Annotated in this window: 25 protein-coding genes; 5 read left to right on the top strand and 20 right to left on the bottom strand. The window is 40.2% G+C overall.

All coding sequences use genetic code 11. The features are described 5' to 3' along the window. Positions 1-75 precede the first annotated feature (75 nt). Positions 76-1,629, top strand: a complete 1,554-nt coding sequence (gene hemN / locus FHK88_RS00610) for an oxygen-independent coproporphyrinogen III oxidase (protein ID WP_264480568.1) — start codon at positions 76-78, stop codon at positions 1,627-1,629. Positions 1,630-1,958: 329 nt separating this feature from the next. Then, complete coding sequence (locus FHK88_RS00605) at positions 1,959-3,104, top strand: hypothetical protein (RefSeq protein ID WP_227428847.1); 1,146 nt, start codon at positions 1,959-1,961, stop codon at positions 3,102-3,104. Between the two features lie 32 nt (positions 3,105-3,136). Here FHK88_RS00605 and dld read toward each other — a convergent pair whose 3' ends face one another. From dld to grpE, 6 genes are all read right to left on the bottom strand, one after another. Next, a complete protein-coding gene (gene dld, locus FHK88_RS00600) occupies positions 3,137-4,840 on the bottom strand; it encodes a D-lactate dehydrogenase (RefSeq protein WP_264480577.1) in 1,704 nt (567 codons plus the stop codon). Between the two features lie 324 nt (positions 4,841-5,164). After that, a complete protein-coding gene (locus FHK88_RS00595; RefSeq protein WP_227428846.1) occupies positions 5,165-6,022 on the bottom strand; it encodes an SPFH domain-containing protein in 858 nt (285 codons plus the stop codon). Between the two features lie 104 nt (positions 6,023-6,126). Beyond that, a complete protein-coding gene (locus tag FHK88_RS00590) occupies positions 6,127-6,588 on the bottom strand; it encodes an NfeD family protein (RefSeq protein ID WP_227428845.1) in 462 nt (153 codons plus the stop codon). Positions 6,589-6,722: 134 nt separating this feature from the next. Beyond that, complete coding sequence (locus FHK88_RS00585) at positions 6,723-7,304, bottom strand: porin family protein (protein ID WP_227428844.1); 582 nt, start codon at positions 7,302-7,304, stop codon at positions 6,723-6,725. Between the two features lie 297 nt (positions 7,305-7,601). Continuing rightward, a complete protein-coding gene (gene dnaK, locus FHK88_RS00580) occupies positions 7,602-9,545 on the bottom strand; it encodes a molecular chaperone DnaK (RefSeq protein ID WP_227428843.1) in 1,944 nt (647 codons plus the stop codon). Positions 9,546-9,837: 292 nt separating this feature from the next. Beyond that, positions 9,838-10,455, bottom strand: a complete 618-nt coding sequence (gene grpE / locus FHK88_RS00575) for a nucleotide exchange factor GrpE (protein WP_227428842.1) — start codon at positions 10,453-10,455, stop codon at positions 9,838-9,840. Positions 10,456-11,142: 687 nt separating this feature from the next. On the opposite strand from grpE, the gene FHK88_RS00570 reads away from it, so the two are divergent. Both FHK88_RS00570 and FHK88_RS00565 read left to right on the top strand, forming a co-directional pair. After that, positions 11,143-11,325 (top strand): hypothetical protein, encoded by a 183-nt coding sequence (locus tag FHK88_RS00570; RefSeq protein WP_227428841.1) that lies wholly within the window; start codon positions 11,143-11,145, stop codon positions 11,323-11,325. Positions 11,326-11,444: 119 nt separating this feature from the next. Then, positions 11,445-11,897, top strand: coding sequence for a hypothetical protein (locus tag FHK88_RS00565; RefSeq protein WP_227428840.1), 453 nt, complete (start codon positions 11,445-11,447; stop codon positions 11,895-11,897). Here FHK88_RS00565 and FHK88_RS00560 read toward each other — a convergent pair. From FHK88_RS00560 to FHK88_RS00495, 14 genes are all read right to left on the bottom strand, one after another. Further along, on the bottom strand, positions 11,887-12,825 hold the full coding sequence (locus FHK88_RS00560) for a fatty acid desaturase family protein (RefSeq protein WP_227428839.1): 939 nt from the start codon (positions 12,823-12,825) through the stop codon (positions 11,887-11,889). The two genes, FHK88_RS00565 and FHK88_RS00560, sit on opposite strands and share 11 nt — an antisense overlap. A gap of 164 nt (positions 12,826-12,989) precedes the next feature. Then, positions 12,990-13,886 (bottom strand): NAD-dependent epimerase/dehydratase family protein, encoded by an 897-nt coding sequence (locus FHK88_RS00555; RefSeq protein WP_227428838.1) that lies wholly within the window; start codon positions 13,884-13,886, stop codon positions 12,990-12,992. A 16-nt stretch (positions 13,887-13,902) separates the two neighbouring features. Then, positions 13,903-14,382 (bottom strand): thiol-disulfide oxidoreductase DCC family protein, encoded by a 480-nt coding sequence (locus tag FHK88_RS00550; protein WP_227428837.1) that lies wholly within the window; start codon positions 14,380-14,382, stop codon positions 13,903-13,905. Positions 14,383-14,474: 92 nt separating this feature from the next. After that, positions 14,475-14,945, bottom strand: a complete 471-nt coding sequence (locus tag FHK88_RS00545; protein ID WP_227428836.1) for a DUF2269 family protein — start codon at positions 14,943-14,945, stop codon at positions 14,475-14,477. 143 nt (positions 14,946-15,088) lie between these two features. Next, a complete protein-coding gene (locus FHK88_RS00540) occupies positions 15,089-15,520 on the bottom strand; it encodes a DoxX-like family protein (protein WP_227428835.1) in 432 nt (143 codons plus the stop codon). Positions 15,521-15,574: 54 nt separating this feature from the next. After that, complete coding sequence (locus tag FHK88_RS00535) at positions 15,575-16,060, bottom strand: hypothetical protein (RefSeq protein WP_227428834.1); 486 nt, start codon at positions 16,058-16,060, stop codon at positions 15,575-15,577. A gap of 71 nt (positions 16,061-16,131) precedes the next feature. Then, positions 16,132-17,043 (bottom strand): TIGR01777 family oxidoreductase, encoded by a 912-nt coding sequence (locus tag FHK88_RS00530; RefSeq protein WP_227428833.1) that lies wholly within the window; start codon positions 17,041-17,043, stop codon positions 16,132-16,134. A 3-nt stretch (positions 17,044-17,046) separates the two neighbouring features. Continuing rightward, positions 17,047-17,544 carry a hypothetical protein gene (locus FHK88_RS00525; RefSeq protein ID WP_227428832.1) on the bottom strand — a complete coding sequence of 166 codons (498 nt, stop codon included), beginning with the start codon at positions 17,542-17,544 and terminating at the stop codon, positions 17,047-17,049. Positions 17,545-17,635: 91 nt separating this feature from the next. Next, positions 17,636-18,154 carry a GbsR/MarR family transcriptional regulator gene (locus FHK88_RS00520; protein WP_227428831.1) on the bottom strand — a complete coding sequence of 173 codons (519 nt, stop codon included), beginning with the start codon at positions 18,152-18,154 and terminating at the stop codon, positions 17,636-17,638. A 147-nt stretch (positions 18,155-18,301) separates the two neighbouring features. Further along, positions 18,302-19,615 carry a valine--pyruvate transaminase gene (locus FHK88_RS00515; RefSeq protein WP_227428830.1) on the bottom strand — a complete coding sequence of 438 codons (1,314 nt, stop codon included), beginning with the start codon at positions 19,613-19,615 and terminating at the stop codon, positions 18,302-18,304. 71 nt (positions 19,616-19,686) lie between these two features. After that, positions 19,687-20,949 (bottom strand): CynX/NimT family MFS transporter, encoded by a 1,263-nt coding sequence (locus FHK88_RS00510; protein ID WP_227428829.1) that lies wholly within the window; start codon positions 20,947-20,949, stop codon positions 19,687-19,689. A gap of 261 nt (positions 20,950-21,210) precedes the next feature. Further along, a complete protein-coding gene (gene nqrM / locus FHK88_RS00505) occupies positions 21,211-21,459 on the bottom strand; it encodes a (Na+)-NQR maturation NqrM (protein ID WP_227428828.1) in 249 nt (82 codons plus the stop codon). Between the two features lie 96 nt (positions 21,460-21,555). Next, positions 21,556-23,040, bottom strand: coding sequence for a sodium:proton antiporter NhaD (gene nhaD, locus FHK88_RS00500; protein ID WP_264480567.1), 1,485 nt, complete (start codon positions 23,038-23,040; stop codon positions 21,556-21,558). A gap of 174 nt (positions 23,041-23,214) precedes the next feature. Next, positions 23,215-24,300 carry an FAD:protein FMN transferase gene (locus FHK88_RS00495; protein WP_413680425.1) on the bottom strand — a complete coding sequence of 362 codons (1,086 nt, stop codon included), beginning with the start codon at positions 24,298-24,300 and terminating at the stop codon, positions 23,215-23,217. 466 nt (positions 24,301-24,766) lie between these two features. Between FHK88_RS00495 and FHK88_RS00490 the strand changes: the two genes are divergently transcribed. Then, on the top strand, positions 24,767-26,461 hold the full coding sequence (locus FHK88_RS00490) for a hypothetical protein (RefSeq protein ID WP_227428826.1): 1,695 nt from the start codon (positions 24,767-24,769) through the stop codon (positions 26,459-26,461). Positions 26,462-26,538: the final 77 nt, after the last annotated feature.

Below are 26,538 nucleotides of genomic sequence, written 5' to 3'. Positions count from 1 at the left end.
GTTTTTTGCTAGGGTTTGTTATAATAGCCATTACCCATAGTTATCACCCACAAACCCTAGCGTCAAGGAATAGCCATGTCTTCACCGCAAGCCAATCCTTTTTCCTCCTCAGCAGTTGAACAGCCCAGCACCCAACGCCCCATCAGTGAGCCAAGCAATCCTTATGCCCGCCGTCAATTTGAGAATAGCCCCGCTACTCAGCCCTTAATTTTTGATGACCAGCTTATCCAAAAGTATAACCGCTCAGGACCTCGTTATACTTCATATCCAACCGCATTAGAATTTAAGCCCATTCATGAAGGCGTTGAAGCACAAATATTGGCAGAGCGTGACCCACAAACGCCGTTATCGCTATATTTTCATATTCCGTTTTGTCGCCACCTTTGCTATTACTGTGCTTGCAATAAAATCATTACCAAAAAAAACAGCGACTCAGGTGATTATTTAGATTATCTATTTGCTGAAATTAAACGCAAACGGGCATTGCTAAAACCTGCCCCACAAGAGATATCTGCTACGGGCAAACCATTTGTTAAACAACTACATTTGGGCGGTGGTACGCCAACTTTTTTAAGTGATGATGAATTAGTACAACTGTGGCAATTTTTGCAGACACAATTTGAGTTTGCTCCCACTGAGGGGGAAAATGCTGGTGATTATTCGATTGAGATTGACCCCAGAGAATTGGGCGATAATACGCTTAAGACATTGCGTAAACTGGAATTTAATCGGCTTAGTTTTGGGGTGCAGGATTTAAATGAAATGGTACAAATTGCTGTTAATCGAGTACAACCTGAATCGCTTATCCGTCAAGTGATGACTGAGGCACGACAGCTTGGCTTTGGCTCAATTAATATGGATTTGATTTATGGATTGCCCCATCAAAGCATAGACAGCTTACAAGATACTGTGACTCGTATTATTGAGATGCAACCTGACCGCTTGTCGATATTTAATTATGCTCATCTGCCCGAGCGTTTTAAGGCACAACGGCAAATTAAAGCTGAGGATTTACCCAGCCCAAGCGATAAGCTAACCATGTTTAGCAACACCATCACGGCGTTAAATGAGGCAGGCTATCAATATATTGGTATTGACCATTTTGCCCGCCCTGATGATGAGCTTGCCATCGCCCAGCGTGACGGCAAATTGCACCGTAATTTTCAGGGTTATACGCTGATGGGTGATTGTGATTTGTTGGGCTTTGGGGTATCAGCTATCAGCCAAATTAACAGCACTTTATATAGCTCTCATGCCAGTCATATTCTGCAAAATGATGTGTCACTCGATGACTATCAAACGGCGATTAATAATGGTCAATTGCCTGCGGTCAAACATATTAAAACTTCTATCCAAGACCGCTTGCGTGCCTATGTGATTATGAATTTGTTGTGTCATGATTATATTGATTTTAAAGATGTGAATCAGAAGTTTGGCATTGATGCGATTACCTTTTTTATCAATGAGATACAGGCATTAGGGGATATGCAACAAGACAAGCTGATAGATATGGACGCAATGGGTATTCGTATTTTACCCAAAGGTCGCTTGCTTGCTCGCAATGTGGCGATGGTGTTTGATAGTTATTTGGCAAGTAAAGAGCAGGGGCGGTTTTCAAAGGTGATTTAATTAAATACCTGCCTTTACTATCGTTTATAGTGAGTAGACAATAGCTAATCTTGCCATGCTTAAACTGGTTTTACAATTAATTTAAACATGGCTAATTTTATGGCTTGCTTATTATCCTAATCTCAGGTATGTTTGTTATTATATTTCTGTATATACAGAAATTATAGAATATAAAGAAATAACAACTCAAATAATAATATAGTTGATTCAAGATAATACTGTTACGAGGAAGCCGAGTGAAGGTGTACATGTAGTACTGCGAATGAGGCTGACAAAGTAACAGTTTTATATTGAGTCGACTATAACGACCATAAAGCATGGTGACTGACATGAGCAACCCAACCAATCAACCTTCTGATTCTAATAAAGATGACACAACCAAGCAAATAGCCAAGCAAACAGCGAATCAGCAACCAGATACACAAAAAACAGATAAAGCTGATTTAGCAGAAGACAATCTATACGCCCCACCTACTACCGTTCAACAGCCTAAATTTTCTTTTGGTAAATTGGTCTATTTACCTCGTTCACGACGACTAAAGCTCTTACCTGCAACGGTGTTATCGGCATTAATGGTATTTATATTTTGTTATGCCATTGCTCATGGTTATGAGAGATTATTAAGTGGTCAATTTTTATTGGGCGTACCCTTTTTTTTGGGAGCGTGGGTCAGTTACTTTGTCAGTTATCAGAACCCCGTCTCCAGTGGGCAGATTTTTAAAGCTATTTGTTGGTTGATGTTGGCGATTATTATTATTTCTATGCCGATTTTAAGAGAAGGGGTGATTTGTATTGTGATGGCAAGCCCTGCTATTTTTGTGTTGCTCTTGTTAGGGGCATTTAGCATGCGCTGGTTTTGCCAAAAGATTTGGAAAAGCCATGTCTTACATAGTGTGGTGTTGTTGCCATTGTTAGTATTATTTATGCCATGGGCAGAGCAGTCGCATACTTATCAGCACCAGCAAAGCCTTGTCATTCAGGCAACCCCTGAGCAAATCTGGCAAGCCATCAATCATGTCGAAAACATTGAGCCACAGCAGTTTTATCAGCATAGCAAGCTGTTGCCATTGTTAGGTGTACCAACGCCAAAGTCGGCTCAGACGGTCTGGGAAAATGGACAAGCAGTACGTAAATGTGAGTGGCATAAAGGCATTTATTTTGATGAGCCCATCATTTCACAAATCCCCAATCAGCAACTTCGCTGGCAGTTTAAGTTTTATCCTGATTCTGTGCCTAGTGGTGCACTTGACGACCATGTCACCATTAATGGTGAGCATTTTAAATTGCTATTGGGGCAATACGACATTACCGCCATCGACCCACATACCTCTAAGCTAACCTTTACGGTAAATTATCGTATCACCACCAATATCAATGCCTATGCAGGATTTTGGGGCAAATGGGTAATGAAAGACTTTACCACCGATGTGTTAGATTTTTACAAACGGCAAGTGGAGGCACTGCCGAATACCTAATATCCAATACCCAAATACATAATGGTTAGAATTTACCGCCAATGTTTTAATGCAGATGTTTTACCAATACCTGCATTAAAGCTGTTGGTTGGGTCAACGTATTGATAAAAGTTTTGTAATGATGGCTCAGCAGTGTATAAATGCCCGACGTTATGCTCCGCAGGATATTTTGCCCCACGCTTATCAAGCAATGCTAACATCTGCTCCTCTAGCTGATGGCAGTTCACACCTTTTTTGACCAAATAGTCTTGATGGAACACATGGCAGAAAAAATGCCCATAGTACAACTTATGGATAAGCTTATCTTCAATCTCATTAGGTAGTACCTCTTGCCACTCACGGTCGTTACGACGCAGGGCAATGTCTAACGCCACAATGTCTTCTACCTCATCATGATGCACTGCCCGATAGCGTACCGCAGCACCAGCGACTGCAAATCGGTGTAGCATGGCAGCCTGAGCTTCTGTCTCATTACATACAAAAAAGCCCCCATCTTTTGTGTTATCTGCAAAGTAGCTTTGCAAAAAGTCTTGAGCTTCTTTGATTCCTTCACCGCCCATTTTTAAGATTAAATGATGTTGATAGCGGTTACGATAATCTTGCATTGATTTGGGTAAGTGTTGTGGCAAGAAGTGGCTAAACATTTGCATGACACGGTCAGATAAATGCTTGGGTAAAAAGCCAAAGCGATTGCCAACTCTATCTATTTTATTTTTTAGAGCAAACATCTTTGGTAGGTTATGAGTACCGAATTTTTTAATCACCCAAAAGGTGTCTTTGCCATATTTGGCAGCAATATCATAGGCATCACGGTGAATATATTCACCTGAGATGGGCAAGTTTTTAAATGTTGCCAAAACAGTGCGTCGGATATCATTAAATTCATTGGCATCATTACTGCCGATATAAAAGACTTGCGATTGGCTTTCTAGTGGAAAGGTGTCTAAGCGGACAGCAAATACCATCAGTTTACCTGCACAGCCAGAGGCTTCATGTAGGCGTGATGGGTCAGCATTAAAGCGGGCAGGGGTGGGCTCATCAATTTGTCGCACATGCTGACAATAATGATGGTCATGCCCCACACCAACTGCTGATTCGATGTCCTTATCCTTATAGTCCCCTTGTTGTAGGGTACGCATAACGGTTTGTACGTCTTCGCCCAGATGTACGCCCAAATGATTGACTAAGTGCAGTCGCCCTTCGCTGTCTAAATGTGCGTATAATGCCATTTCCGTATAGGCAGGTCCTCGCTGTACCAATGCGCCGCCCGAGTTGTTACACACCCCACCGAGTACTGATGCCCCAATACACGATGAGCCAATAACAGAATGTGGCTCACGTTGGTGTGGTTTGAGCGTTTTTTCTAGCTCGTTTAGGGTGCTACCTGCCAGACAAATCACCTCTTTGGCATCATTAATCAATTGAATGCCATCAATGCGTAAGGTGTTAATAATCACTACTTCACGCTCATAAATCTCTCCAGCAGGTGTTGAGCCACCAGTTAGCCCTGTGTTTGCTGCTTGGGTAATAATCATCACATCGGCTGCCACACAAGCCTCTAAGACCTGCCACTGTTGCCACAAATCGGCAGGTTTTACCACCGCCAATGCACGACCTTCACCAAAGCGATAGCCTTGCCGATAGGGTAGGGTTTGTGCTTCATCGGTTAGGACAAACTCCTGCCCAACAATGGCTTGTAAACGTGGTATGAGCTCCTGTTGCGCCAAACTGCCCATATTGACATCAGATGTCCATACTTGTAGGTCAGTCGGTTGTATAAAGGCATCATGGCTATTGTTGATGTTATTAATATTATTGGCATCATGAGGTGGTGGCTGGATATTCATATAAAGACCTATGTCAGAGAATCCCAAATCATTGTATTTTATAGCAAGTCTCAATATAAATGATGACACTTGCCCTACTTGATATATGATTTGGCAAAAACCATAGTCAAAGAATGACTAAATAACGGATATTAAAGAAATTGTAGCAGAAAAAAGCCCATTCATCTTTTGTGATAAATGGGCTTTTCGTTAAGTTGTTTGGTGTGTTATGGCTTATTTAAACTTATCACCAACCATACCTTTAACGGTATTTAGAATATCGGCAGGTAATACCACAGTTTTGGCATTATCTGACTCGGCAAGCTCTCGCATGGCTTTGATGTACTGCTCACCAAGTAGATAGACCACAGGCATTTCTTCTTCACCCATCGCTTCAGTAATTAGGCGGATAGATTTCTCTGAACCTTTTGCCAAGACCACTTGTGCTTCAGCATCACGGCGAGAGGCTTCTAGACGACCATCAGCTTCTAAAATAGCTGCTTGTTTTTGACCATCAGCACGGGTCACAGTAGCACGGCGTTGACGCTCGGCTGCTGCTTGCTCTTCCATCGCCATTTGCATGGTTGAAGAGGGGTTAATGTCTTGGATTTCAACGGTTTTTAGCGTGATGCCCCAATCAGAAATATCTTCAGAAATGGCTTGTTTAAGTTGCGCTTTGATTTGGTCACGGCTAGATAAAGCATTGTCTAAGTCCATCTCACCGATGATAGAGCGTAAAGAGGTTTGTACCAGATTACGAATACCATATTCATAATCTTCAATACCATATACCGCTCGCTCTGGCTGGACGATATTGATATATGCCACCGCATTGGCAATGATGACCACGTTATCTCGGGTAATGACTTCTTGGCTAGGAATGTCTAGTACAATATCTTTGGTGGTGACTTTATAAGCCACATCATCAACATAGGGAATGATGATATTAAGCCCTGGCTCTAGGGTTTGGTGATATTTACCCAAGCGTTGCACTATCCATTTGTAGCCTTGTGGTACGATGCGTACCCCTTTATAGACAGTAAATACCACAAGGGCGATTAACACCATCATGACTGTACTTAAGCCACCCATTGTATACTCCTTTTAAACTTTCTTTGTCATGCTATAACGATCATATTTCAGATATTAAACAGTGGTGAGTTTGCACTTTGATGAATTATGTTAAGGTTTTAATTTTAGGGCTTTAAAGTTTTGGTAGGACTGACAATAAGCTCATTACCTGTGATATCAATGACAGTCACTCGGTCACCCACTTCGACGACTTCATCACGAGTACGGCATAGCCATTCATCAGCACCGACAATCGGGACACTAAAGCGAACTTTTCCCAGTTTTTCTGGTTGCGGTTTGACCACAATCATACCTGTCTCACCGATGATAACACTACCACCTAGCCCTGCTTTAGTACGATCAACAGATAATGGCTTGATGTATTTAAACCATGCCAGAGCCATAATCACAGAGAGAGATAGCCAGATGATGACCTGCCATAGTATAGACAATGGTAATAGCCATGCCAGTAGCGCCACAATAATGGCTGCAATCCCAAACCAAAGGCTTGCAAACGTTGGCAAAAACATTTCAGCGATGATGAGTATCATACCCAAGACCAGCCAATGCCATGGTTCAATCATCATAAAATACCCCTATTGATAAATACTTTATCTCAATACTTAATGTAGCATAAAATATAGTGAAGTTTTATGACGTTAACCATAAAAAAACGACTACCGAAGTAGTCGTTTCCTTTTTACTACCCTAAGTCAGAGACTTAGAATTTTAGGTGAGCGCCAACACTAACTAAATCAGCTTTGTCACCAATTTTAGAGTATTCTGCTTCAATACCAAGATTTTGACTTGGTGCAAAGCCGATACCAACACCACCAGCTAGACCAGTTGAGCTTTCATCAGTGCTGGTTTTTGAAACTTCAACACCAGCAATTTTTGAAGCAGATGCTGAGATATCAGTTTTAGCAATACCTAGCTTACCTTTAGCGTATAGTCCATTAGCATTTGGGACATAATAACGGTAAGTACCGTATGCGCCGTAGGTTTTTGCATCACCTTCACCTGTTTTAGTGATACCATTTTGGGTATGGCTATAGTCAGAGTCATCAGAGCCTAAGTACTCAACCTCTGCACCAAAATTAGGATCAAAGTTATAACCTGCATATACACCGTATGCTGTTGCTTTGTCTAAATCACCAGTATTTGGTTTTGGATCAATTTGACCAACTTTGACACCAACATAAGGTTGTCCAGTATAACCGTTACCAAATACAGCGGCTTGTGCGCCAACGCTTAGTAATGAACCGGCGGCTAGTGCAATTAATGATTTTTGTAATGTATTCATGTTTAACTCCTCTAGTTAAGATATTAAGCATATAACGAGGCTTAGTAAGTAGATGCCTGTGCCTAATATCGATGAGACTATATTAACAAAGTATTCTTGATTATCTGTCGCAGTTTGATTGTATCGGCGTTAAGATTTGCAAGTATTTCAAGTCGGTGAAGTTACAAAGCAGGGTTTATGAAATTATTTGTTACATTTGTTGCTAAATGAGTAATGGCTGATAATTTGGCAACAAAAAACGCACCTACTTTGGTGCGTTTTTTATAACTTATTGAAGTTTAAATGATAATTTCAGCCTTACTTATTGTCATCTTTGACTTCAGTAAACTCAGCATCGACCACGTCATCATCAGCTTTGTTTGCTGAGGCTTGCTCACCAGCACCTTGCTGGAACTGGCTTGGGTCTACACCTTCAGCGCCCGCACCGGCATCAGCATAGATTTTTTGGCTGATTGGTAAGAAGGCATTATCAAGAGCTTCTAGCTTAGACTTGATGTCATCATGGTCATCTTCTTTAGTCGCTGCTTCTAAATCACTGATGGCTGATTCAACCGTTGCTTTCTCATCATCAGTGACTTTATCGCCAGCTTCTTTTAGTGCTTTTTGGATAGCATGGATGCGACCATCTGCCTCATTACGTACCTGAGCTAGGGCAGCGAATTTTTCATCTTCGGCTGCATTGGCTTCTGCATCACGTACCATTTGTTCGATTTCTTCATCTGATAGACCAGAGTCTGCTTTAATTTGGATACTTTGTGCTTTACCTGTACCTTTATCTTTAGCAGAGATATTCATGATACCGTCAGCGTTGATGTCGAAAGTTACTTCAATTTGTGGTAGTCCACGAGGTGCTGGTGGGATATCTGTTAAGTCAAAACGTCCAAGTAGTTTGTTTTGTGACGCAACTTTACGCTCACCTTGATACACTTGGATAGTTACTGCTGGCTGGTTATCTTCAGCAGTAGAGAACACTTGTGATTTCTTAGTTGGAATCATGGTGTTTTTCTCAATGATTGGTGTCATCACACCACCCATTGTTTCAATACCAAGTGTCAATGGTGTCACGTCTAATAACAATACGTCTGTTTTGTCACCAGATAGTACCGCACCTTGAATTGCTGCACCAACAGCAACTGCTTCATCAGGGTTCACATCTTTACGTGGCTCTTGACCGAAGAACTCTTCTACCTTTTGTTGTACCAGTGGCATACGAGTCTGACCACCAACCAAAATCACATCATTAATGTCACCTTTGCTAAGACCTGCATCTTCAAGTGCTACTTTACAAGGCTCCATAGTACGTTGTACTAATTCTTCAGTCAGTGCTTCAAGTTTTGAGCGGCTGATGGTGATAACCAAGTGCTTAGGGCCAGATGCGTCAGCAGTGATATAAGGCAAGTTAATCTCTGTGCTTTGTGCAGAAGACAGCTCAATTTTAGCTTTTTCAGCGGCTTCTTTTAGACGCTGCATCGCAAGAGGGTCACCTTTTAAGTTAAAGTCTTGCTCTTTTTTAAACTCTTCTACCAAGTAGTCGATTAATGCTAAGTCAAAGTCCTCACCACCTAAGAAGGTGTCACCATTGGTTGATAGCACTTCAAACTGTTGCTCACCATCCACATCAGCAATTTCAATGATTGATACGTCAAAAGTACCACCACCTAAGTCATAGACAGCAACCGTACGGTCACCTTTTTTCTTATCCATACCGTATGCCAATGCAGCCGCAGTTGGCTCATTGATAATACGTTTTACATCAAGACCAGCGATTTTACCCGCATCTTTAGTTGCTTGACGTTGGCTATCGTTAAAGTAAGCAGGGACAGTAACCACTGCTTCAGTAACCGCTTCACCTAAATAGTCTTCTGCTGTTTTCTTCATTTTTTTCAAGATTTCAGCAGAAATCTGTGGTGGTGCCATTTTTTTGTCGTTTACTTCTACCCATGCATCGCCATTGTCTGCTTTGACGATTTTATAAGGTACCATACCGATATCTTTTTGTACTACTTTGTCATCAAAGCGACGACCAATCAAACGCTTAATAGCGAATAATGTGTTTTTAGGATTGGTTACAGCTTGGCGTTTTGCTGCTTGACCGACTAAAATTTCACCATCTTTGTAAGCAACGATAGATGGGGTTGTGCGTGTACCTTCAGCGTTTTCGATGACTTTAACATTATCACCTTCCATGACGGCAACACATGAGTTAGTTGTACCTAGGTCAATACCAATTACTTTAGCCATAAAATATACTCCAGTTTTTTAATTAATTGTTTATCAAAAGATCTCTTTAACATGCTACAACTGACAAAATCTTGTCATTCATTAAAGGCTTTATCAGTGTTGCAAGCAGTTTAGAGTTATCTTGTCTTGCTTAGATATATCGGTTTAGTGAGCGAATTTTTCAAGTAAAATTATCAGTCACTTAATATTTTTATGTATCTTTTTGTGAAAACCTTTTATCTACGATGGTCAATTATGGTGACTTTAAGGTTTCATAAACACAATTTACTACCTATATATAAGCTACGATTATTTATTGACCAACACGCACCATGGCAGGGCGTAGTAGTCGGTCATGCAAGGTATAACCTTTTTGTAAGACTTCACCGACAGTATCTGCTTCTGCATTTGGATCAATGCCTACAGCTTCATGCAAATCAGCATTAAATTTTTCACCTTGTGGGTCAACTACTTGTACACCATGTTTATTTAGTACATTTAGTAGCGATTTATGAGTCAGCTTTACTCCTTCCATAATGGCATCGTCTGCATCATCATCTTGCTGCACACTGACAATGGCACGTTCAAGGTTATCGACTACTTCTAACAGCTCTTTGGCAAATTTTTGTAGAGCAAATTTTTTGCTTTTCTCTGTTTCCTGCTCCATGCGTCTTTGTGCATTATATGCTTCAGCATTGGCGCGGGCTTGTCCTTCTTTAGCAGATTTCACCTCATCTTCCAGCTCAGCAATACGTGCCTGAAATGCGTCAAGATTGATATCATTTTTGATGGTTGCTTCATCACCTGAATTACTGGCGGGATCAAACTCTTCAATAGTTGATTCAAGGATAGACTCATCATGCTCAATGTTGCTTTGCGCTGCTTTGGGGTCTTTGGTATCGTACTGATGGTTTGGGGCTTGCTCGCTCATAATAACTCCTATAACTATTAAGATTGTAAAGTTGTAAAACTGCTTGTTATTTAAATATAAGTCGTTGTGATACCGGACTATAATGATAAAAAGGCATAATCATAAATATAGCTATAATGCCGTATAGCAAGTTGATAAAGATGATATAGGTAAATTTCAAGCCTTCAGGCAGATTATTTATTAGTGATTCGGTAACTTTGCTTGATATTTTATGGTTCTTAGCAATATTGATAGGGTTTAGTATGGGTATACGGGGTAGAGTAGATAGTGAATCTATGAAAAGTGCATATAGAACTTAGACAAAAACAAAACAATAGTTTGCTAATTTTGCAAAAGGTGTTAGACAGTCAAAAAAATATGATAAAACTGCGTTTAAACTATGAGCGAAAGATGAATACTGTGATGAAAAGTCATATATACAGATAAGCAGTCTACCTAAGACTATGGCTATTTGTTAAAGTATTTAATGTTACAATAGTGCATAAGTAAAATGTACTTTGTCGAGTAACTTCTAATAATATGTGAGTTTATGTGTCTAGCATATAACTCATGAAATCAAAAAATCAATTGATATCAATACTAGAGCCACATATCAAAAATAACTTGCATTTGGAGTAGCAAGCTTTACCTATAACAAAGGTGCTTGATGCTTTTAGTATTGGTTATAGAAAAATAAGGATTATAGTTATGCCACAAACTAAATATGAAATTAATGCCATTGATAAAGAAGCTGCACAAGAGTTGGTTAAAAAGACGGAAGGTGTACAAGGTGTAAAATTTGTCAACGTCAGTGTAGACGGTACAGCAGTTGTTGTCACTCATGGTGATGACTATGACGAAGCTGCTTTTAAAGCTGCAGCTGGTATCTAGCTTAAAAACTATTTTTTCACTACTGATGATAAAAGCCGACATGATTGTCGGCTTTTTTGTTATTCTTTAATATGAATATAAAAATATTCACTTTTATAATTTATAACTGGGATATGATCATGCAATACCGTTTTGGATTTTGGACATTTTGGGTGGTGGTCAATGCCATTGCCAGCTTTATTTGGGCGATAGTTTTTAATCAATCTACCCCTTATATTTTAGGTATGGTGGTTGGGGTCGCTTGTTTTATTGTCGCTTATACCCTGTTTGATGGCTATCTGCTTAAGCATCAACACAAAACAGCTCACAAAGCCCTTATCACAGGGGTGTATATCAAGGCAGGATTACAACTGCTTAATATTGGTACGTTTATTAGTCTGCCTATTGCACCTGAAATGTGGGCAGGTATGGGGGCCGTCGCTATCGTGGAACAACTGGTTAATATCCACCAACAACCCTTTTTATATGCCTTGTTGGCAACGCTATTGACTGGGTTTTTCTTATCGTTAATGGTTGGGGTAATTAGTTTGGTTGTGGGTTTGGTTCAGTCTAAACGCTCATCTAAGACCTAACCTTTAGCACTTGCTGTGGTAGCTTTAGTTGTTTTATCTTCTCTAAGCTAGACAAACAAGGCTTTGATAAACAGGTCTGTGTTAAACAAGACTGCGGTAAAAAAGGTATAACGGGTATTGGCTTGATAAGTGATAAGCTATCTAGCCTTTGTGCCAATTTGTGCAGATTATCAGTGGGGACAGCAGGGTATAAATGATGTTCATTATGATAAAACTGCCCAAAGGTTAGCAAATTGATAAGCCAATTACGCTCACTACGAGCAGGCATGTCCTTTTTAGCATTTTCAGCAAAACCCTCATCTAAATCATGATGCAATAACCACACCCCAAAAAATCCCACCAATGTATTACCCAATAGCATGATTGCAATATGTGCCAATAAAATAGGGTGCATGGTGATAACTGCCACCACCAACAAACTGATAAGAATCAGTAAATCAATGATGACCAATCTTTGTTGAGATGGGCGAGACTGAGCAAATCCTGCCCACTGAACTTTGATGGTAAATACAACCCCTGCAAATAACGCAATATACCACGGCAATCTTGCCCATGTCCCCTCAATATCATCATCACTTAGCGTCTCACGATGGTGTTGCAGGTGGGTATGGTGAATGGCATGGGTACTACAAAACATCATACCGCTTAAAATAAATAATAGCGTATGCGTTACCGTTTTCGACAAGCCCAAACTGCGATGATAACAATCATGCGTCAAACGAAAACAGGCACTAAAACTAAAAAATGCCAGCACAAATGCCATTAGCCACCAATTTTGTGCCAAACAAAACCAAAATAACATCAAAAAAGGAATGGGAAATAAAATATTTTTTAGCACCTGCATACGACTTAATTGACGTAAATCTTGCCATTCAATGATGGGTTTTGTTTTTGCTGGCTGATTTATTTTAGTAGTAATTGATGACATGGCTTTATTCCTTTTTTACATTCTTATATTTATTTCTGTAAAAACAGAAATTTGTATAGTCAAAGAAGACTAAAATAGATACAAGGCGACCGAGTGAAGATAGTACAATCAGTACATCAAGTGAGGACAACACCGTAGCTGTTTAGTAGTTCTTTGACGATAAATTAAAAAACTGCTAAAAACTCTTTATAACCCATTGGCTCATGTCCTAATAATTGAGTAAACGCTTGATAATCTGCTACCGAGCCATATTCTAATAAGGTCAAACTGTCAGTGCTTAACATACTATTGGGCATGAATAAGCTAAACGGCTTAATCAATGCCATGCCCATTTTTGCCCATGCCATTGGTAGATTAATAATGGTTGATGGTGGTTTTTGGTGAATAATTTGGCGTATCATTTGTAGATATTCAGCTAATGTGGTGACTGTTTTGCCAGTAAAATCGACCACCATTGCTGGACAATCATGGGTAAATTGCTTTATCGTTGCCAACTTAACCAACCCCTCTGCCACCTCATTGACATACACAGGTTGTATGTGAAACTGACCTGCATTCGGCAGACACAACACAGGCAGTTTAGCCAGCTTAATAAACATCGCACCGCTTGCCCCATACTGCTGAGCTGTATGCCCAAACACCAATGAGGGTCTAGCAATAGCGACTGAAAAATCATCATTGGCGAGGCTTTGCAACGCCCTATCACCCCGACCTTTACTAGCCAAAAATGCCACCTGATGATTGCTATCTGCCCCCAATGCCGATAAATTTACCCAGCGTTTCACCCCCAAACTTTTGGCAAGTTTAGCTAAACGTACAGGGCTATGATGATGTACTTGCTCAAGCTCATCTGTATCACTGCTCATAATACCCACCATATTAATGACCACCTCCACACCTGTTAAAAGCTTAATAAGATTTTGCTGATTGGTGGGCAAATCAAGACTCTTAAAATCTATCTGCTGATGAGTAGGCAGACGCAAATCATGCCCCATTTGCTCAAGTATTTGCTTAACTTGTCGCCCGATAAATCCCGAGCTACCCAATAGTAAAATGGTCATTTTTCTTTACTCACTTTTATTTATTCTTTAAACGTTCACTTATTGGCAATTTGCACCCCCCATCTTGGCACTCATTTTTTACCGCCTCACCATACAGCATGACTACCAACCAATCAGGAAAGCGATAACGGTTACGAGCAATAAACGGATAAACAAAATCACCTGCTTGTTTAATGACAGGCAAATATAGCCAGTTGGCATGTTTTATCCCTGCGGTTTTATACAGTTGTCGCACCGCCTCCATGTGTGTATACCACTGCCCTGCACCATCTTGCACACATAAATAAGTCATGGCGTCCTCTCGGCTAAACCCTGCCTTATTTAGCTCCTCAATACCAACATCGACAGGTATAAGGCGTATGCCAGTTGGGTTACGTGACTGCATATTTTTTGCCTCCGTACTGCATATCACACAAGCGTCATCGTAATACATGGTGATGGGTGTAGTGGTTGTATGGCTTGGCTTAACGTTGGCTTGCTTATTAAAAGGTTTCATATTTTTATTTCCTGTTTTGTCATTTATGATTTGCAGTATACTTTGAGTAGCCATCAAAAGTTTCACGTGAAACAATCAACATGCTTAATTGATTACATTGGCTTTAATACCATTAAAAAGAATATCACTACCACCGCAGTAAAGGCTGGATAACCCAAAGTTTCCCAACGTCTAGCTAACTGCCAATAGCGTTTGGGTAGCTTACTTTCACCTGCCTTATAAGCCTCATTGGCAATATTTCGCATTTGAATTTGCCACACTACGACAGGTAGCCAACACACCCCTGCAAACACAAATAATGCCAACGTTAGCCAAATCCATGTCGCACTCATTGGCATATGCATTTGCTTGGCAAGCCACAATCCAGATAATGGCTGAAAAATCACCGCAGGCGTGGTAAACCACCAATCTGCCTTACATACCCACTTACTCACCACTGCTTGAGCAGGCACACTGTCGCTACGATTGACCATAAACAGATAAAACGCTGTTCCCAATCCCGTTCCCATAATCAAGGTTGCCGATAAAATATGTAGGGTTTTGACAATTAAATAAGTATCCATATTCTTTCACCTTGTATCTAAGCCATTACCTGACTATTGATAAATATCTCTCCCCGCCCTTTGGGAGGGGTTGGGGGAGGGTTTTGTTTTAGTAATTTCTGTTAAAACTGAAATAAAATCTTAAAAAAAAGTAGCTGGAAAAACTAGTGGTTATGTTGTTGATATAAATAAAACAACAACGCCATAATTGGTACATTTTTAATCAGTGGGGCAAAAGGGTGTGTCCAATTTTCTGTCAAACCCACTGCCACTATCACACTATAATTTGCTACCACCACAAACTGAGCCAACCATAACCATGCCTGATAACGACAACGGCTAATAATCAACACCGCAAACACCACATCTAAAGCAGAGGCAAATAAAAATACACCCCACTGTAATGATTCAGCAATGCCCAATTTTGCCAACATTGCCAGTGACTCGGTGGGGGCAAACAACACTGGCATAACTCCACTATATGCCCATAAAACAGCCAAACTTAGATATAAATAATTGGGCAAATCTGACTTGGCAGGATTAACAAGGTTAATATAGTCTTGCGGTTTTTGTGTTTGTAAGGGTAATGTATTCATAATTGTCACTACTTTATGATAGGTTTCACGTGAAACAATTTAGCATGCAAATATTTAGGCGTCAGTAGCATTGTCATCTAAAGCTAAATCTGTATCTTTTTTTGGTAGGGTAAATAATGCCAATATCAGTGCACTAAACCCACCTGTAACAGCAACTTCCCAAGCTGTTGAACCCATTGCTGCTGAAAATAATGCACTGACCATCGTACCAATGACAAATACTAATACAAAGCTTTTTGTAGATGCATATATCCTTGATGCAGTGATGATGCAAGCAGTCAATAAAGCAGGAATCAGACCCACAACACCACCCATAACAGACATTGCAACCATCATATACATATGAGCCACAATAACTGAAAAATAACTGGGTAATACATAATCTAAAACAGTGATGCTTTCATAAGACAAGCTCATAATATTAGTGAATAATGCCATTATGATATATAAAATAAATCCACCAAGTATGCCACCCAAACAGGTATATACTGATAGTATTCTTTGTCTTGGATAGGGTCTATTATTATTTGTCTCCATCATCACATCCTGTTTATCAAGAGCTTATTATTGCAAAACAAATATCAACTAATGTTTCATGTGAAACATAATATTTATTTATCTTGACTGGCTAACAATGTATCAATCGTTGGATACTCAAATCCAAATCCTGCCTGTAATAATGCTTGGGGCAATACCTTTTGTCCATCAATGAGTAAAGTTGCCATTTCACCAAACAATAATTTCAATAAAAATCGTGGAAGGGTAAACCACGTTGGACGATTCAGCCAACTGCCCACAGCTTTGGTAAAAGTATGATTACTGATGGGATTGGGGGCGGTTAGGTTATAAATCATCACTTGATTTTGGCTATCTATATGACACTCAATAATAAACTGCACTGCCCGTACCCAATCATCACGCCCTATCCAACTGATGATTTGCTGACCATCACCCAATTTGCCACCCAATCCGAGCTTAAAGGGCGTAAGTAGTTTTGCCAACATACCACCTTGACTATCAATCACCACGCCAGTTCGTACGATTGCCACCGCTACCCCTTTCTGAGTTGCTGACATGGCAAGCTGTTCCCACTTTTCACAAAGACTATGGGCAAAATCAGGTTTAGCGGAGCTGTCCTCCGTTAGAGGCGTATCACCTTGTATGCCATACCAGCCAATCGCTGAACCACTAATTAATAACTTAGGCTTATACTCACTACGAACGATAAAGTCCAAAATCGCTTGTGTGGGTTTTAGGCGACTGTCCATAAGTTGTTGTTTACGTTTCTCTGTCCAACGGCTGTCAGCAATACCTGCCCCTGCTAAATTGATAATCACATCATAATTTTGGTTGTGGTTATGATTGTCATTTGCTAACTGCTCATAAGACAGCATTTGCACGTTTTTGGGGTGGCTTTGACTGGTATCTCGGGTTAACCATGTAACCGTCATACCTTGCTGAATTAAGCAGTCAGTTAAGGCACTGCCTAAAAACCCTGAACCACCACTGATTAAAATATTCATTATTTATTCCTTGAGTGTTTTATCTACTTTTACTTCACTTTTTGGCAATGCAAATAATCCTGTCAACACCGCACAAAACCCTCCCAATATACCCGCAAAAATCATTATTACTAATGAAGCTTTTAAGTTATGCCATACCAAAAACTCCATAAAACTTCCGTTCACAATGATATAAAGAGTAACAATCGCCAACATCGCAAAAATAATAGAGCTAACCGCACCTGCAAAAAATACAACTACAGAACTGAATATACCTTCAGCATAAATTTTTCGGTAGCACACATACACTGCCGTTAAAGTGGCAGGTAAAATGCCTATTAATAAAGAAAAAATCACCATCTGATAACTAAAATTAATATCAATTAATAGCATTAACATTGTTAAGATAATGCCACCAATAACAGTACCAACTAACGAAAATAATATTAAAACTTGTTTAGTGGGATAGTCCATTAGTGTATGCAAAGAAACTTTATCAATCCTATTGCCATCGTTATCCATGTTGATTCTTTCCTTTTATATTTTTCTAAAATTTCTGTTTTAACTGAAATTTACAAATAAACGAATAATTAGAAGTCTTAATAATCATACATTAACGCAATAATTTTTTAATACTCGCCCCCAGTTTTAGCACTTTTCTAAGGGTGCTTGTGGGCAGTTTTAGCATCTCAGTTGACCAACTGGTAAGTGTGGATACAAACTCTTGCGTCTCTTGAATTTTCTGTTGTACTTGGCTATTTTCTTGTGCAAACTCTGGGCTATTCATCAACTGTTGTAAAAACTGTACCGTTGGTTCAAGCTCACGACGTTGGCGTTCAACAACGATAATACGAGCCAACTCCCAAACATCACCATGTGTGGTGAAATGGTCACGGCGGTCACCTAAAATAGATACCTTTTGTACCAAGCCCCAGTTTTGTAGCTCTTTAATACTGGTCGATACATTCGAGCGAGCCACACCTAAGGTTTCGGTGATTTCTTCAGCATTGAGTGGTTTACCAATAATATAAAGTAAGGCATGAATTTGTGACATGGTACGATTCACGCCCCATTGTGAGCCCATCTCGCCCCAATGTAGAATAAACTGCTCAGTAGCTGGGTTTAATTTCATGGTTTCTTGTTACTCTTAAATATGAATGGTTGATATCATAATCATGCACCTTTCTATTATTTCTGTCAAGAGTGAAATATTCTGATGATATCAGTTTATAATGATTTAGTACTTAAGACAGAAGATAATATACTCTACGTCTCTATTTTACCCATTCGTATAAAGCTCACGGACAATTTTACCGATGACTGAAATCCCTTTTTGTAGTGTGTCATCATCTGACGCAATGCTCATACGGATACATTGGTGAGCATGTGGATAATCAGAGATGTCTAGCCCCGGAAAGAAGTATTCACTGGGAACAACCAGTGTATTTTCTGCTTTGAGGCGTTGATATAGCTCAGTGGTGCTGATGGGTAAATCTTTAAACCATAGCCATAAAAAGATAGCGCCTTCTGGTTTATGGATACGCATCGGGGTATCGCCAAGCTCTGCTTGCAGTTGCTCAATGGCGTATTTGGCTTTATTGGCATAAAATGGCTGGATAACCGTATCTGACAGATGCTTTAGCGTATCGTCTTGTAGTAGCGGTGTGGCAATGGTTGCACCAAATCGGGTTGGGGCAAGATTGACGATGGCATTCATCGCACTAATGGCTTCAATCACTTGAGGGTGTGCAACGACAATACCTGTACGCACACCAGGTAGTCCAACTTTGGAAAGGCTAAAGCATAAGATGGTGTTGTCATCCCAGTGCAGTTGTACTTGCGGATAGATGATATTGGGAAAAGGTGCACCGTAGGCATTATCAATAATCAGTGGTATGTCATATTGCTGAGCAATATCAGCAAGTCGCATCATCTCTGTATCAGTCAGGACATTACCTGTAGGATTGGTGGGGCGAGAGCAACAGATTGCCCCGATTTTTCCTTGCTTTAGCTCAGGTAGATTTTCTAATGCATCAAAATCTACTCGATATTTAAAAAAGCCTTCTTTGCCGTCATGGGTGGTTTCTTCAATATACGGTTTGCTTGCAATAAAGTGCTTACCCTCAATATGCACATCACTATAGCCAATATATTCGGGTGCAAGGGGCAAAAGTATGGCTTTGTTATGAGTGCTTTCTCCGCTCTCAAGCTCTTCTACAAACTCACCACCAAACAGATTGAATAGATAAAAGAATGCATTTTGTGAGCCATTGGTCAAAGCGATATGTTGTGGTGTCAGTTGCCAGTCATAATGGCGATTAAAAAATTCAACCAGTGCCTTGATAAGACCTGCATCACCCTGAGGATTAGAGTAGTTTGCCACACTATCAAGGGCAGGACTGGCAAAATCCCCTTCAGTTAATGTTTTTAGGGTTTGTAAAAATACTTGGTTAACCGCATCAATACGGGCAGGATTACCACCACCAAGCATATTGATAGGTGCATCACTTTTTAGGGCATTACCCATATCATCCATCAATTGTGAAATGCCAGTTGTTTGGGTAAATTTTTGTCCAAATTTTGAGAATTTCATAAAAAACCGTTTGTAATATCAGTTTGTTAACTTGTAAGGTGTGAGTAAAATGAGATAGCTCTTTAGTTACTTTAGTAAGAAGGTCGACCATCAATCATCATGGGACGACTGGCAAAATAGCTAAACACCACATTGACTACCATCAATAAAAATAATAGTAATAAAGATAAATCCCAGCTACCTGTAATCTCATGTAGCCAACCTGCCCCAAGAGGTCCAAAAATGGCAATCATATAGCCAATGGTTTGTACCATACCAGAGAGTTGGCTGGCTTGCTGTGGTGTGTAAGTGCGTAGTGAAAATAACATAATGGAGAGAGTGAAAATCCCTGATGTACCCAGTCCCATCAAGGCTGACCATAGCCAAGCAACTGATGGGGTTAAGTATGCCATACCAAAAGAACCAATGGCATTTAATGCGGCAGCAGTGATGGCGACCATCTGGATGGATTTGCCACGTTGTATGAGCCAAGTTAAACTTAAAATTGCGAGCGGTGCCATAAACTGAAATACCGATGCCATATGACCTGCTTGGACTTGGCTTAGCCCTTTGCTGAGCCAAATAGAGGGCAGAAAGCTGGCAGTGGTATAAAACATCACCGACTGTAACCCCATAAATACAGCAAGTTGCCATGCCAGTGGTGAGCGCCAGATAGAGATATTATCATCTGGTGTGGTATCCATTGATTGTGGAATACGATGTGATGAGCCGAGCATGATGCGCAGTACAATCCAAACAGCGATTGCCAATACTCCCAAACTTGCCCAACCACCAAGCGCCCATTGCCAGCCAACCTTAGTAGTGAGAGGATAGATAACCCCTGCTACCAAACCTGCAACTGTGGTCATGGTCAAACTAAACAGTCCTGTTATTAACGCAATGTGATTGGGGGTGCGCTGTTTGATAATCGGAGCTGCCAAGGTATTGGCAAAGCCAATGGCAAAAGACAGTAAAACTGTACCTACCAAAAACCCTGTCCAGCCGACCCACCATGAACGTACAATAATACCCACTGTCAGCATAACCAGCATCACAATAAGCGTGTTTTCTAGCCCAAAGCGTTTGCCAATGGGTGGTGAGATAAATGCCCCCACTGCAAACATGAGCATAGGTACAGCTCCCAGCCAGCCAATCTGTGCCTCGTGGATATGCAATGCTTCTTGCACAACTGGTGCAATAGAGCCAAGTGCAACGATGGGGGAGCGCATATTTGCAGACAGTAGAATAATGGCAATCAGCACCAACCAGAAAGTAAAGCGTGGTGATGGCGCAGACCTAGTAATCTGAGCTGAAGATGAGCTTTTGGACGATTCTGGCTGAGTGGTTGAAGACATAAGTCAGTACATTAGGTAGATGAAAATATTAAATAAAAAATTAATAACAGCTTAATTTAAAAATGATAAACGCTTACCTTTATTCTCGTAATACGTGGTAGGTGTGTCAGTAAAAAACCATCGCAGATATAGCGATGGTCTTAAATATATTGTCATTTAGCGTATATAAACATGACTTGTGACTGCAATTTTACCGTATTATAGGCGAGTTTATATTTGCTAATATCATTAATTAACCAATTCCATTGATATAGTTATTTACTATACAGCCGATTTTCCCAGCTCTTTTGCTTTATCTCGCATATTGGCTTTTTGGTCATTGAGAGACTCGCACTTATTGGGGTCATCACCACAAAACTGGCAGGTTTCATCACCCATCAGGTTGGCAACACGTCCACAAGAGCCACGTAACGGCTCTTTTTTGACCATATATCCAATACCCATAAAAATGAAGAATAACACAAACACGGTAAAGGTAATGGCAAGTATTGGTAACAACTGCGTCAGCATAATGACTCCTGTTTATCAAGCGGACAAACACTCAAACACGGGTATAACCTACCTTCATTATAACAAATGAAGGCAGGCGACACACGGGCCAAACGGTTACAACACGTGTATGGCAATATAAGTCGCTGCACCTGCCAAATAACCAACCAATGCTAACCAGCTAATGCGTTTTAGATACCACATGAACGGAATCTTTTCCATACCCATGGCAGCCACACCTGCTGCTGAACCAATAATCAGACAGCTACCACCTGTACCTGCACAGTATGCTAAAAAGTGCCAAAATGCTCCGTCTTGGATAAACTGTTGTTGATGTGCTAGTGCATCACCACTAAGTCCATTGAGGGCAGCATCATTTAATAAAGGATACATTTTCATTGCACCAGCGACCAGTGGTACATTATCTACTAAGGAAGATAACAAGCCAATAAACACATTAATGATGTATAAATTGCCGAATGAGCGATCAAGCAAGTGCGCCATATCAGTTAAGTGACCCGCCGTTGCCAATCCAGAGACTGCCAATAAAATCCCTAAGAAAAATAGAATACTGGGCATATCGACACGTGACAGTACACCAACAACCGTTACCTGCCTTTTGACATGTTGCTCTTTATCACGATGTAGTAGCTCAGTGTAAATCCATAAAATCGCTACACCAAATAAGATACCCATATAAGGTGGCAGATGGGTCACGGTCTTAAAGATAGGCACAAATGCCAATGCTCCCAAGCCTAGGATTAAAACATTAGTACGGCTACGGGGGCGGATAGGTAAGGCTCTGGCATGATGTCCATCTTCTGCATGACTACTGACAGTTGTGACATCCTCTTCATCGGCTTGCTGGTGTGGGTTGGTACTTAGATAATTGCTATTTGCAGTTAATGGTGCAGACACATTGCTGATAGGCTTTTGGATATTTTGTCCTTTAAGTTTGAAGCTTAAAATTGCCAGTGGAATGACTGCTGCAATGATACTTGGTACAATCAAATCGACCATAATACGGCTGGCAGTGACCTGATTACCTATCCATAACATCGTTGTTGTTACATCACCAATCGGTGACCATGCACCACCAGCATTGGCACAAATGATAATAATCCCTGCAAACCACCAACGCAGATTCTTATCTGTCACCAATTTACGCAGTAGTGAAACCATAACAATGGTCGTGGTTAGGTTGTCTAATAAGGCAGAGAAAAAGAAGGTTAATGTACCAATAATCCACAAAAGAGAAGTAGCACTGGTGGTATTGATACGACTGGTAACAACATCAAAGCCATCATGAGCATCAATCAGCTCTACAATGACCATGGCCCCCATTAAGAAAAATAAGATTTCAGCGATTTCGGCAAGGTGATGACGCAACTCTATGTTGAGCATGGCGCCATGTGTTACACCTTCTGTTGCAGCATGAGTTGCATGCTCTGCAAATAAGGTATCGACACCAAATACTAATAATGTCCAGACCAATACAGCCGTTAATAATGCAGAGGCAGCCTTATCAATATGTAAATTATGCTCTAATGCAATAGCAAGATATCCAATAACAAAAACGACTGCCATGAGTGTATATATCATCATCTATCCTTAGTATCTAGTCAGTATCTAATACCTTAAAAGTCTCACAATATCCTTACTTTAGACCATATTCTACACATATTGTTACTTAAATATCAGCCAATTTAAGAGTTTTGTCACATTTTGATACAGATGAATTGATATTTGAGAGGAACGGACTGTCAATCTGGCACTTTAATTTGTTGCTGTCTTCCCTGAGCGTAATGCTTGCATTGCTGGTGTTTCGACTACCTCCCAAGCATTGATACTTTGGTTATCTTGTGTGTGTTCTTGTCCTTTTTTAGGCACAATAAACATCACCGCCAGATCTTTTTGGGTAGCAATGTCTAAGGCTTTTTCATAAGGCATGGCAGTTAATGCCGTTGCCCACGCATCAGCAAGTGTCACTGAATCAGCAGATACAGTGACAGACGGCGCACCGCCAACAATAGGCATGCCTGTGATTGGGTCTATGGTATGACTGTAGCGCTGACCATCAAAAACAACAGAGTTTCGGTAGTTACCAGAGGTTGCCAAATTTAAACGGTTGGGCTCTTTGGGTTGGCGAATGGCTGCAATGGTTTGGCGCTCACTGACACTGCTATTTAAAATGGGTGCATCAATGGCAATTTGCCACGGTTGCGACTTGGCATTGACACCAGCAGTAGCAACTTCACCCCCAATCTCAACCATATAATTTTGAATCTGATATTTTTCTTGTAACAACTGGGCAATGGCATCAACACCATAGCCCTTAGCTATCGCAGAAAAGTCTAATGCCACATTGTCTTTACTTTTAGATAGTTGCATCTCATTGGCTGTAATGGCATCAAAGTCAATAAGATGTTTTGCTGTGGCGATTTCCTGTTCTGTTGGTGGACTTTGTAGTCTATCCACGGTCATGGTTGAGCCAAATCCCCAAAGCTCAATCAAAGGTAAAACAGTTGGATTAAATGCGCCACCAGACTGGTTGTATACTGTTTTTGCACTATTAAAGACTTGCAAAAAGTCATTATCAATCTGGAATACTTGATGTGCAGGCAGGCGATTAAACTGACTGATGAGTGAGTCTTTTTGGTAAGTGGACATACTGTGATTGATTTCTACAAGACGGGCATTGACTGCTTGTTGGACGCTTTGCTTATCTATGTCTTTAGGTTGCTGGTAGCGGATATGATAGCTTGTTCCCATCGTTTGCCCCTCAATATAGTCGTAATTGGGAGCTTGTTGACAGGCGCTAAGTGTGAACATAGAACATACAACAATAGCAAGCCATGCCATTAGCAGAAAGGGATTGATAGCAGTATTGGAAGTGACAGAGCGAGACATAATGGATTGCCCTAATAAGTGAAAATACAGATGCTATAGCCAAAGAAGACTAAAACAGATACAAGGTGACCGAGTGCAGATAGTCCCAGATAGGACGGTTGTACTGTAAATGAGAGCAACACTGTCGCTGTTTCGTAGTTTTTGACCATAAGTGAAGCTGGCATATAGTGTAGCGTATTTTTTTGGAAAAGAAATCCTTTGTGGGAGTCGTTGTTTTGGTTGTGATAACTGTTTATTTGCATAGGGTTGTATTGAGTTGCCTATATCAGGTGATAGGGTATTTGATGCTGACCACTAGATAGGGTTATACAGACATGAGCATTATTAGCTGTGATTAATTGTGCTAGACTGAACGTTGAGAAAAGCTGTTTTGAATATTTAATCAGATTAATAAAATATAAAAAGGATTCTATCTCTCATGTTTAACCAACCTAATGCTGTACAACGTCAAGTCGAATATCTGCGTTATCACCTACAGCAACAAACCGTACCTAATGGCGGTATGCTATTTTTTAAAGCATTGCAACAATGCAAATTGGGTAATACCGATGCCAGTATTCATCGCCTTAACCAACTGCTACAACAAATGGAGCGTCAAGGCATTACCCTGAATAAAATTTTAAAGCAACAGGGTCATAAAAATTTTTTGCTTACGCTTGCTATCTATATTATTGAGCAGATAGGTAGAAAAATTGATGACGTACCGATGTGGAAAAATTATGAGGATTTAACCAAGATAGGTATGGATGGCTCTACAGATGAGCAAAGTCAGCCTACATTTGAGCAAGATTTTCCATTTAGCTTTGGTGCGCAGTTTTCTTATGGTATCAGTTTGCCACTTGGGGCAGTACAAAGTGTCTTAGATGGTGAAATGAGCTTGGTTGATTATGTTAACGATACGGTGAATCAATTATTAAGCAAAGCACAAATTAACCTGCTTGATGATGCCAATGACATTTGTACCCATTATCTTAAAAAAGTACGTACAGGTAAGCTGATTGATAATATAGTCGCTTATCATAAGTTATTGTCTAAGGTTAATTTTGACTACTCTTATCAAAGCCTTAAGCAAATAGACCAATGTTTGACTGCCATCAAAAATCATGAAAATTTCACCTTTAAGAATTATGATGAATTTGTCAGTAAAGCTGAAAATCAGGCATTTATGTATTTGTTGGGCTGTTATATTGGTATGACCTCAGCACGCCTTGCCACATGTTCGATAAAATGGTTTAACTGTAAGCAAATACAAGAGATTAGCGATAATCCTGATTTTCATTTTTGTCTAGAAAATAATCAAGTGATTATTTTTGATGGCGGTTATATGCGGACGCCTTTATTGGTGGTGACCAATCGCCTGTTTGACCTGCTTGATGATTATCCCACCACCGCCACAGCATTTGCGGATAATGTGATGCGGGAAAATGCGGGTAATTTAAGTAGTTATCCTTTATCGGTCAATGCTCATCAAAGAGAAGAAAAGAAGCTACCAGAGGACTGGCAAAGAGCCATGAATTTGGCAGGGCTATTGGCAGGGTGGAATATGATACATCTTAGTGATGGCTCAGAGTCAGGGCTAATGTCGATAATCTATGATGAAGCCAGCAATAATATCAGCTTTGAAAAATTTGTAGATGGTGACGTAGGCTCGTTGTTACAAAGGTTAGAGATACCTAAAGAAGGTCAGAAGTTTGATTTTTTAAGTTATGATATGTATGCCAATCTGCCAACAGGACGGACGGATGGTGTTACTATTGAGGTGCGGGTATATACTGAGCCAAAGCTGACGCTGTCTTTGATTGTACCTTATCGTAATTTAAATACACAGTATGGCTTTACTCGCGGTTTTGCCATTTATCCTGTGGTGAATTATCAAAAAGAAGATTGTCCTGACGGTTGGTTAGAAGCATTAACTCAAGAATTTTATGAAGGGACAAAAGGGTTAAAATCACCTGTGCATGGTACAGACTCTTGGAGTGTGTATTATCTGGATAAACATGATTTGTATGAGCCATCGCCTTTGATTAGTAATCCTAAGGATAATGGCTTTGATGAAAAAGACTCACAAATTACCATTTTTCCACCATTGGTAGATTATTTTGAGTTGTATTAGGGGCTGTTGAACATTATTAATGATAAAAAGTTGACTTTAATGAATCCATAAAAAAAGAGCCTCAATTGAGACTCTTT

Source organism: Psychrobacter sp. I-STPA6b, from assembly GCF_020662265.1.
Taxonomy (GTDB): domain Bacteria; phylum Pseudomonadota; class Gammaproteobacteria; order Pseudomonadales; family Moraxellaceae; genus Psychrobacter.
The sequence above is the reverse complement of the archived record's forward strand: the minus strand, read 5'-3'. Positions and strand labels throughout refer to the sequence as shown.

What these genes read in the sequence shown, in the direction of transcription:
- FHK88_RS00605 (WP_227428847.1), top strand. Translation starts at nt 1,959, where the DNA reads ATGAGCAACCCAACCAATCAACCTTCTGATTCTAATAAAGATGACACA.
- FHK88_RS00530 (WP_227428833.1), bottom strand. Translation starts at nt 17,043, where the DNA reads ATGAATATTTTAATCAGTGGTGGTTCAGGGTTTTTAGGCAGTGCCTTA.
- FHK88_RS00555 (WP_227428838.1), bottom strand. Translation starts at nt 13,886, where the DNA reads ATGACCATTTTACTATTGGGTAGCTCGGGATTTATCGGGCGACAAGTT.
- hemN (WP_264480568.1), top strand. Translation starts at nt 76, where the DNA reads ATGTCTTCACCGCAAGCCAATCCTTTTTCCTCCTCAGCAGTTGAACAG.
- FHK88_RS00490 (WP_227428826.1), top strand. Translation starts at nt 24,767, where the DNA reads ATGTTTAACCAACCTAATGCTGTACAACGTCAAGTCGAATATCTGCGT.
- FHK88_RS00540 (WP_227428835.1), bottom strand. Translation starts at nt 15,520, where the DNA reads ATGAATACATTACCCTTACAAACACAAAAACCGCAAGACTATATTAAC.
- FHK88_RS00510 (WP_227428829.1), bottom strand. Translation starts at nt 20,949, where the DNA reads ATGTCTTCAACCACTCAGCCAGAATCGTCCAAAAGCTCATCTTCAGCT.
- dnaK (WP_227428843.1), bottom strand. Translation starts at nt 9,545, where the DNA reads ATGGCTAAAGTAATTGGTATTGACCTAGGTACAACTAACTCATGTGTT.
- dld (WP_264480577.1), bottom strand. Translation starts at nt 4,840, where the DNA reads ATGGGCAGTTTGGCGCAACAGGAGCTCATACCACGTTTACAAGCCATT.
- FHK88_RS00595 (WP_227428846.1), bottom strand. Translation starts at nt 6,022, where the DNA reads ATGGGTGGCTTAAGTACAGTCATGATGGTGTTAATCGCCCTTGTGGTA.
- FHK88_RS00545 (WP_227428836.1), bottom strand. Translation starts at nt 14,945, where the DNA reads ATGGATACTTATTTAATTGTCAAAACCCTACATATTTTATCGGCAACC.
- FHK88_RS00495 (WP_413680425.1), bottom strand. Translation starts at nt 24,300, where the DNA reads ATGGCATGGCTTGCTATTGTTGTATGTTCTATGTTCACACTTAGCGCC.
- FHK88_RS00565 (WP_227428840.1), top strand. Translation starts at nt 11,445, where the DNA reads ATGCAATACCGTTTTGGATTTTGGACATTTTGGGTGGTGGTCAATGCC.
- FHK88_RS00525 (WP_227428832.1), bottom strand. Translation starts at nt 17,544, where the DNA reads ATGGATAACGATGGCAATAGGATTGATAAAGTTTCTTTGCATACACTA.
- nhaD (WP_264480567.1), bottom strand. Translation starts at nt 23,040, where the DNA reads ATGATATATACACTCATGGCAGTCGTTTTTGTTATTGGATATCTTGCT.
- nqrM (WP_227428828.1), bottom strand. Translation starts at nt 21,459, where the DNA reads ATGCTGACGCAGTTGTTACCAATACTTGCCATTACCTTTACCGTGTTT.
- FHK88_RS00560 (WP_227428839.1), bottom strand. Translation starts at nt 12,825, where the DNA reads ATGTCATCAATTACTACTAAAATAAATCAGCCAGCAAAAACAAAACCC.
- grpE (WP_227428842.1), bottom strand. Translation starts at nt 10,455, where the DNA reads ATGAGCGAGCAAGCCCCAAACCATCAGTACGATACCAAAGACCCCAAA.
- FHK88_RS00520 (WP_227428831.1), bottom strand. Translation starts at nt 18,154, where the DNA reads ATGAAATTAAACCCAGCTACTGAGCAGTTTATTCTACATTGGGGCGAG.
- FHK88_RS00535 (WP_227428834.1), bottom strand. Translation starts at nt 16,060, where the DNA reads ATGATGGAGACAAATAATAATAGACCCTATCCAAGACAAAGAATACTA.
- FHK88_RS00570 (WP_227428841.1), top strand. Translation starts at nt 11,143, where the DNA reads ATGCCACAAACTAAATATGAAATTAATGCCATTGATAAAGAAGCTGCA.
- FHK88_RS00550 (WP_227428837.1), bottom strand. Translation starts at nt 14,382, where the DNA reads ATGAAACCTTTTAATAAGCAAGCCAACGTTAAGCCAAGCCATACAACC.
- FHK88_RS00590 (WP_227428845.1), bottom strand. Translation starts at nt 6,588, where the DNA reads ATGATGATTGAACCATGGCATTGGCTGGTCTTGGGTATGATACTCATC.
- FHK88_RS00585 (WP_227428844.1), bottom strand. Translation starts at nt 7,304, where the DNA reads ATGAATACATTACAAAAATCATTAATTGCACTAGCCGCCGGTTCATTA.
- FHK88_RS00515 (WP_227428830.1), bottom strand. Translation starts at nt 19,615, where the DNA reads ATGAAATTCTCAAAATTTGGACAAAAATTTACCCAAACAACTGGCATT.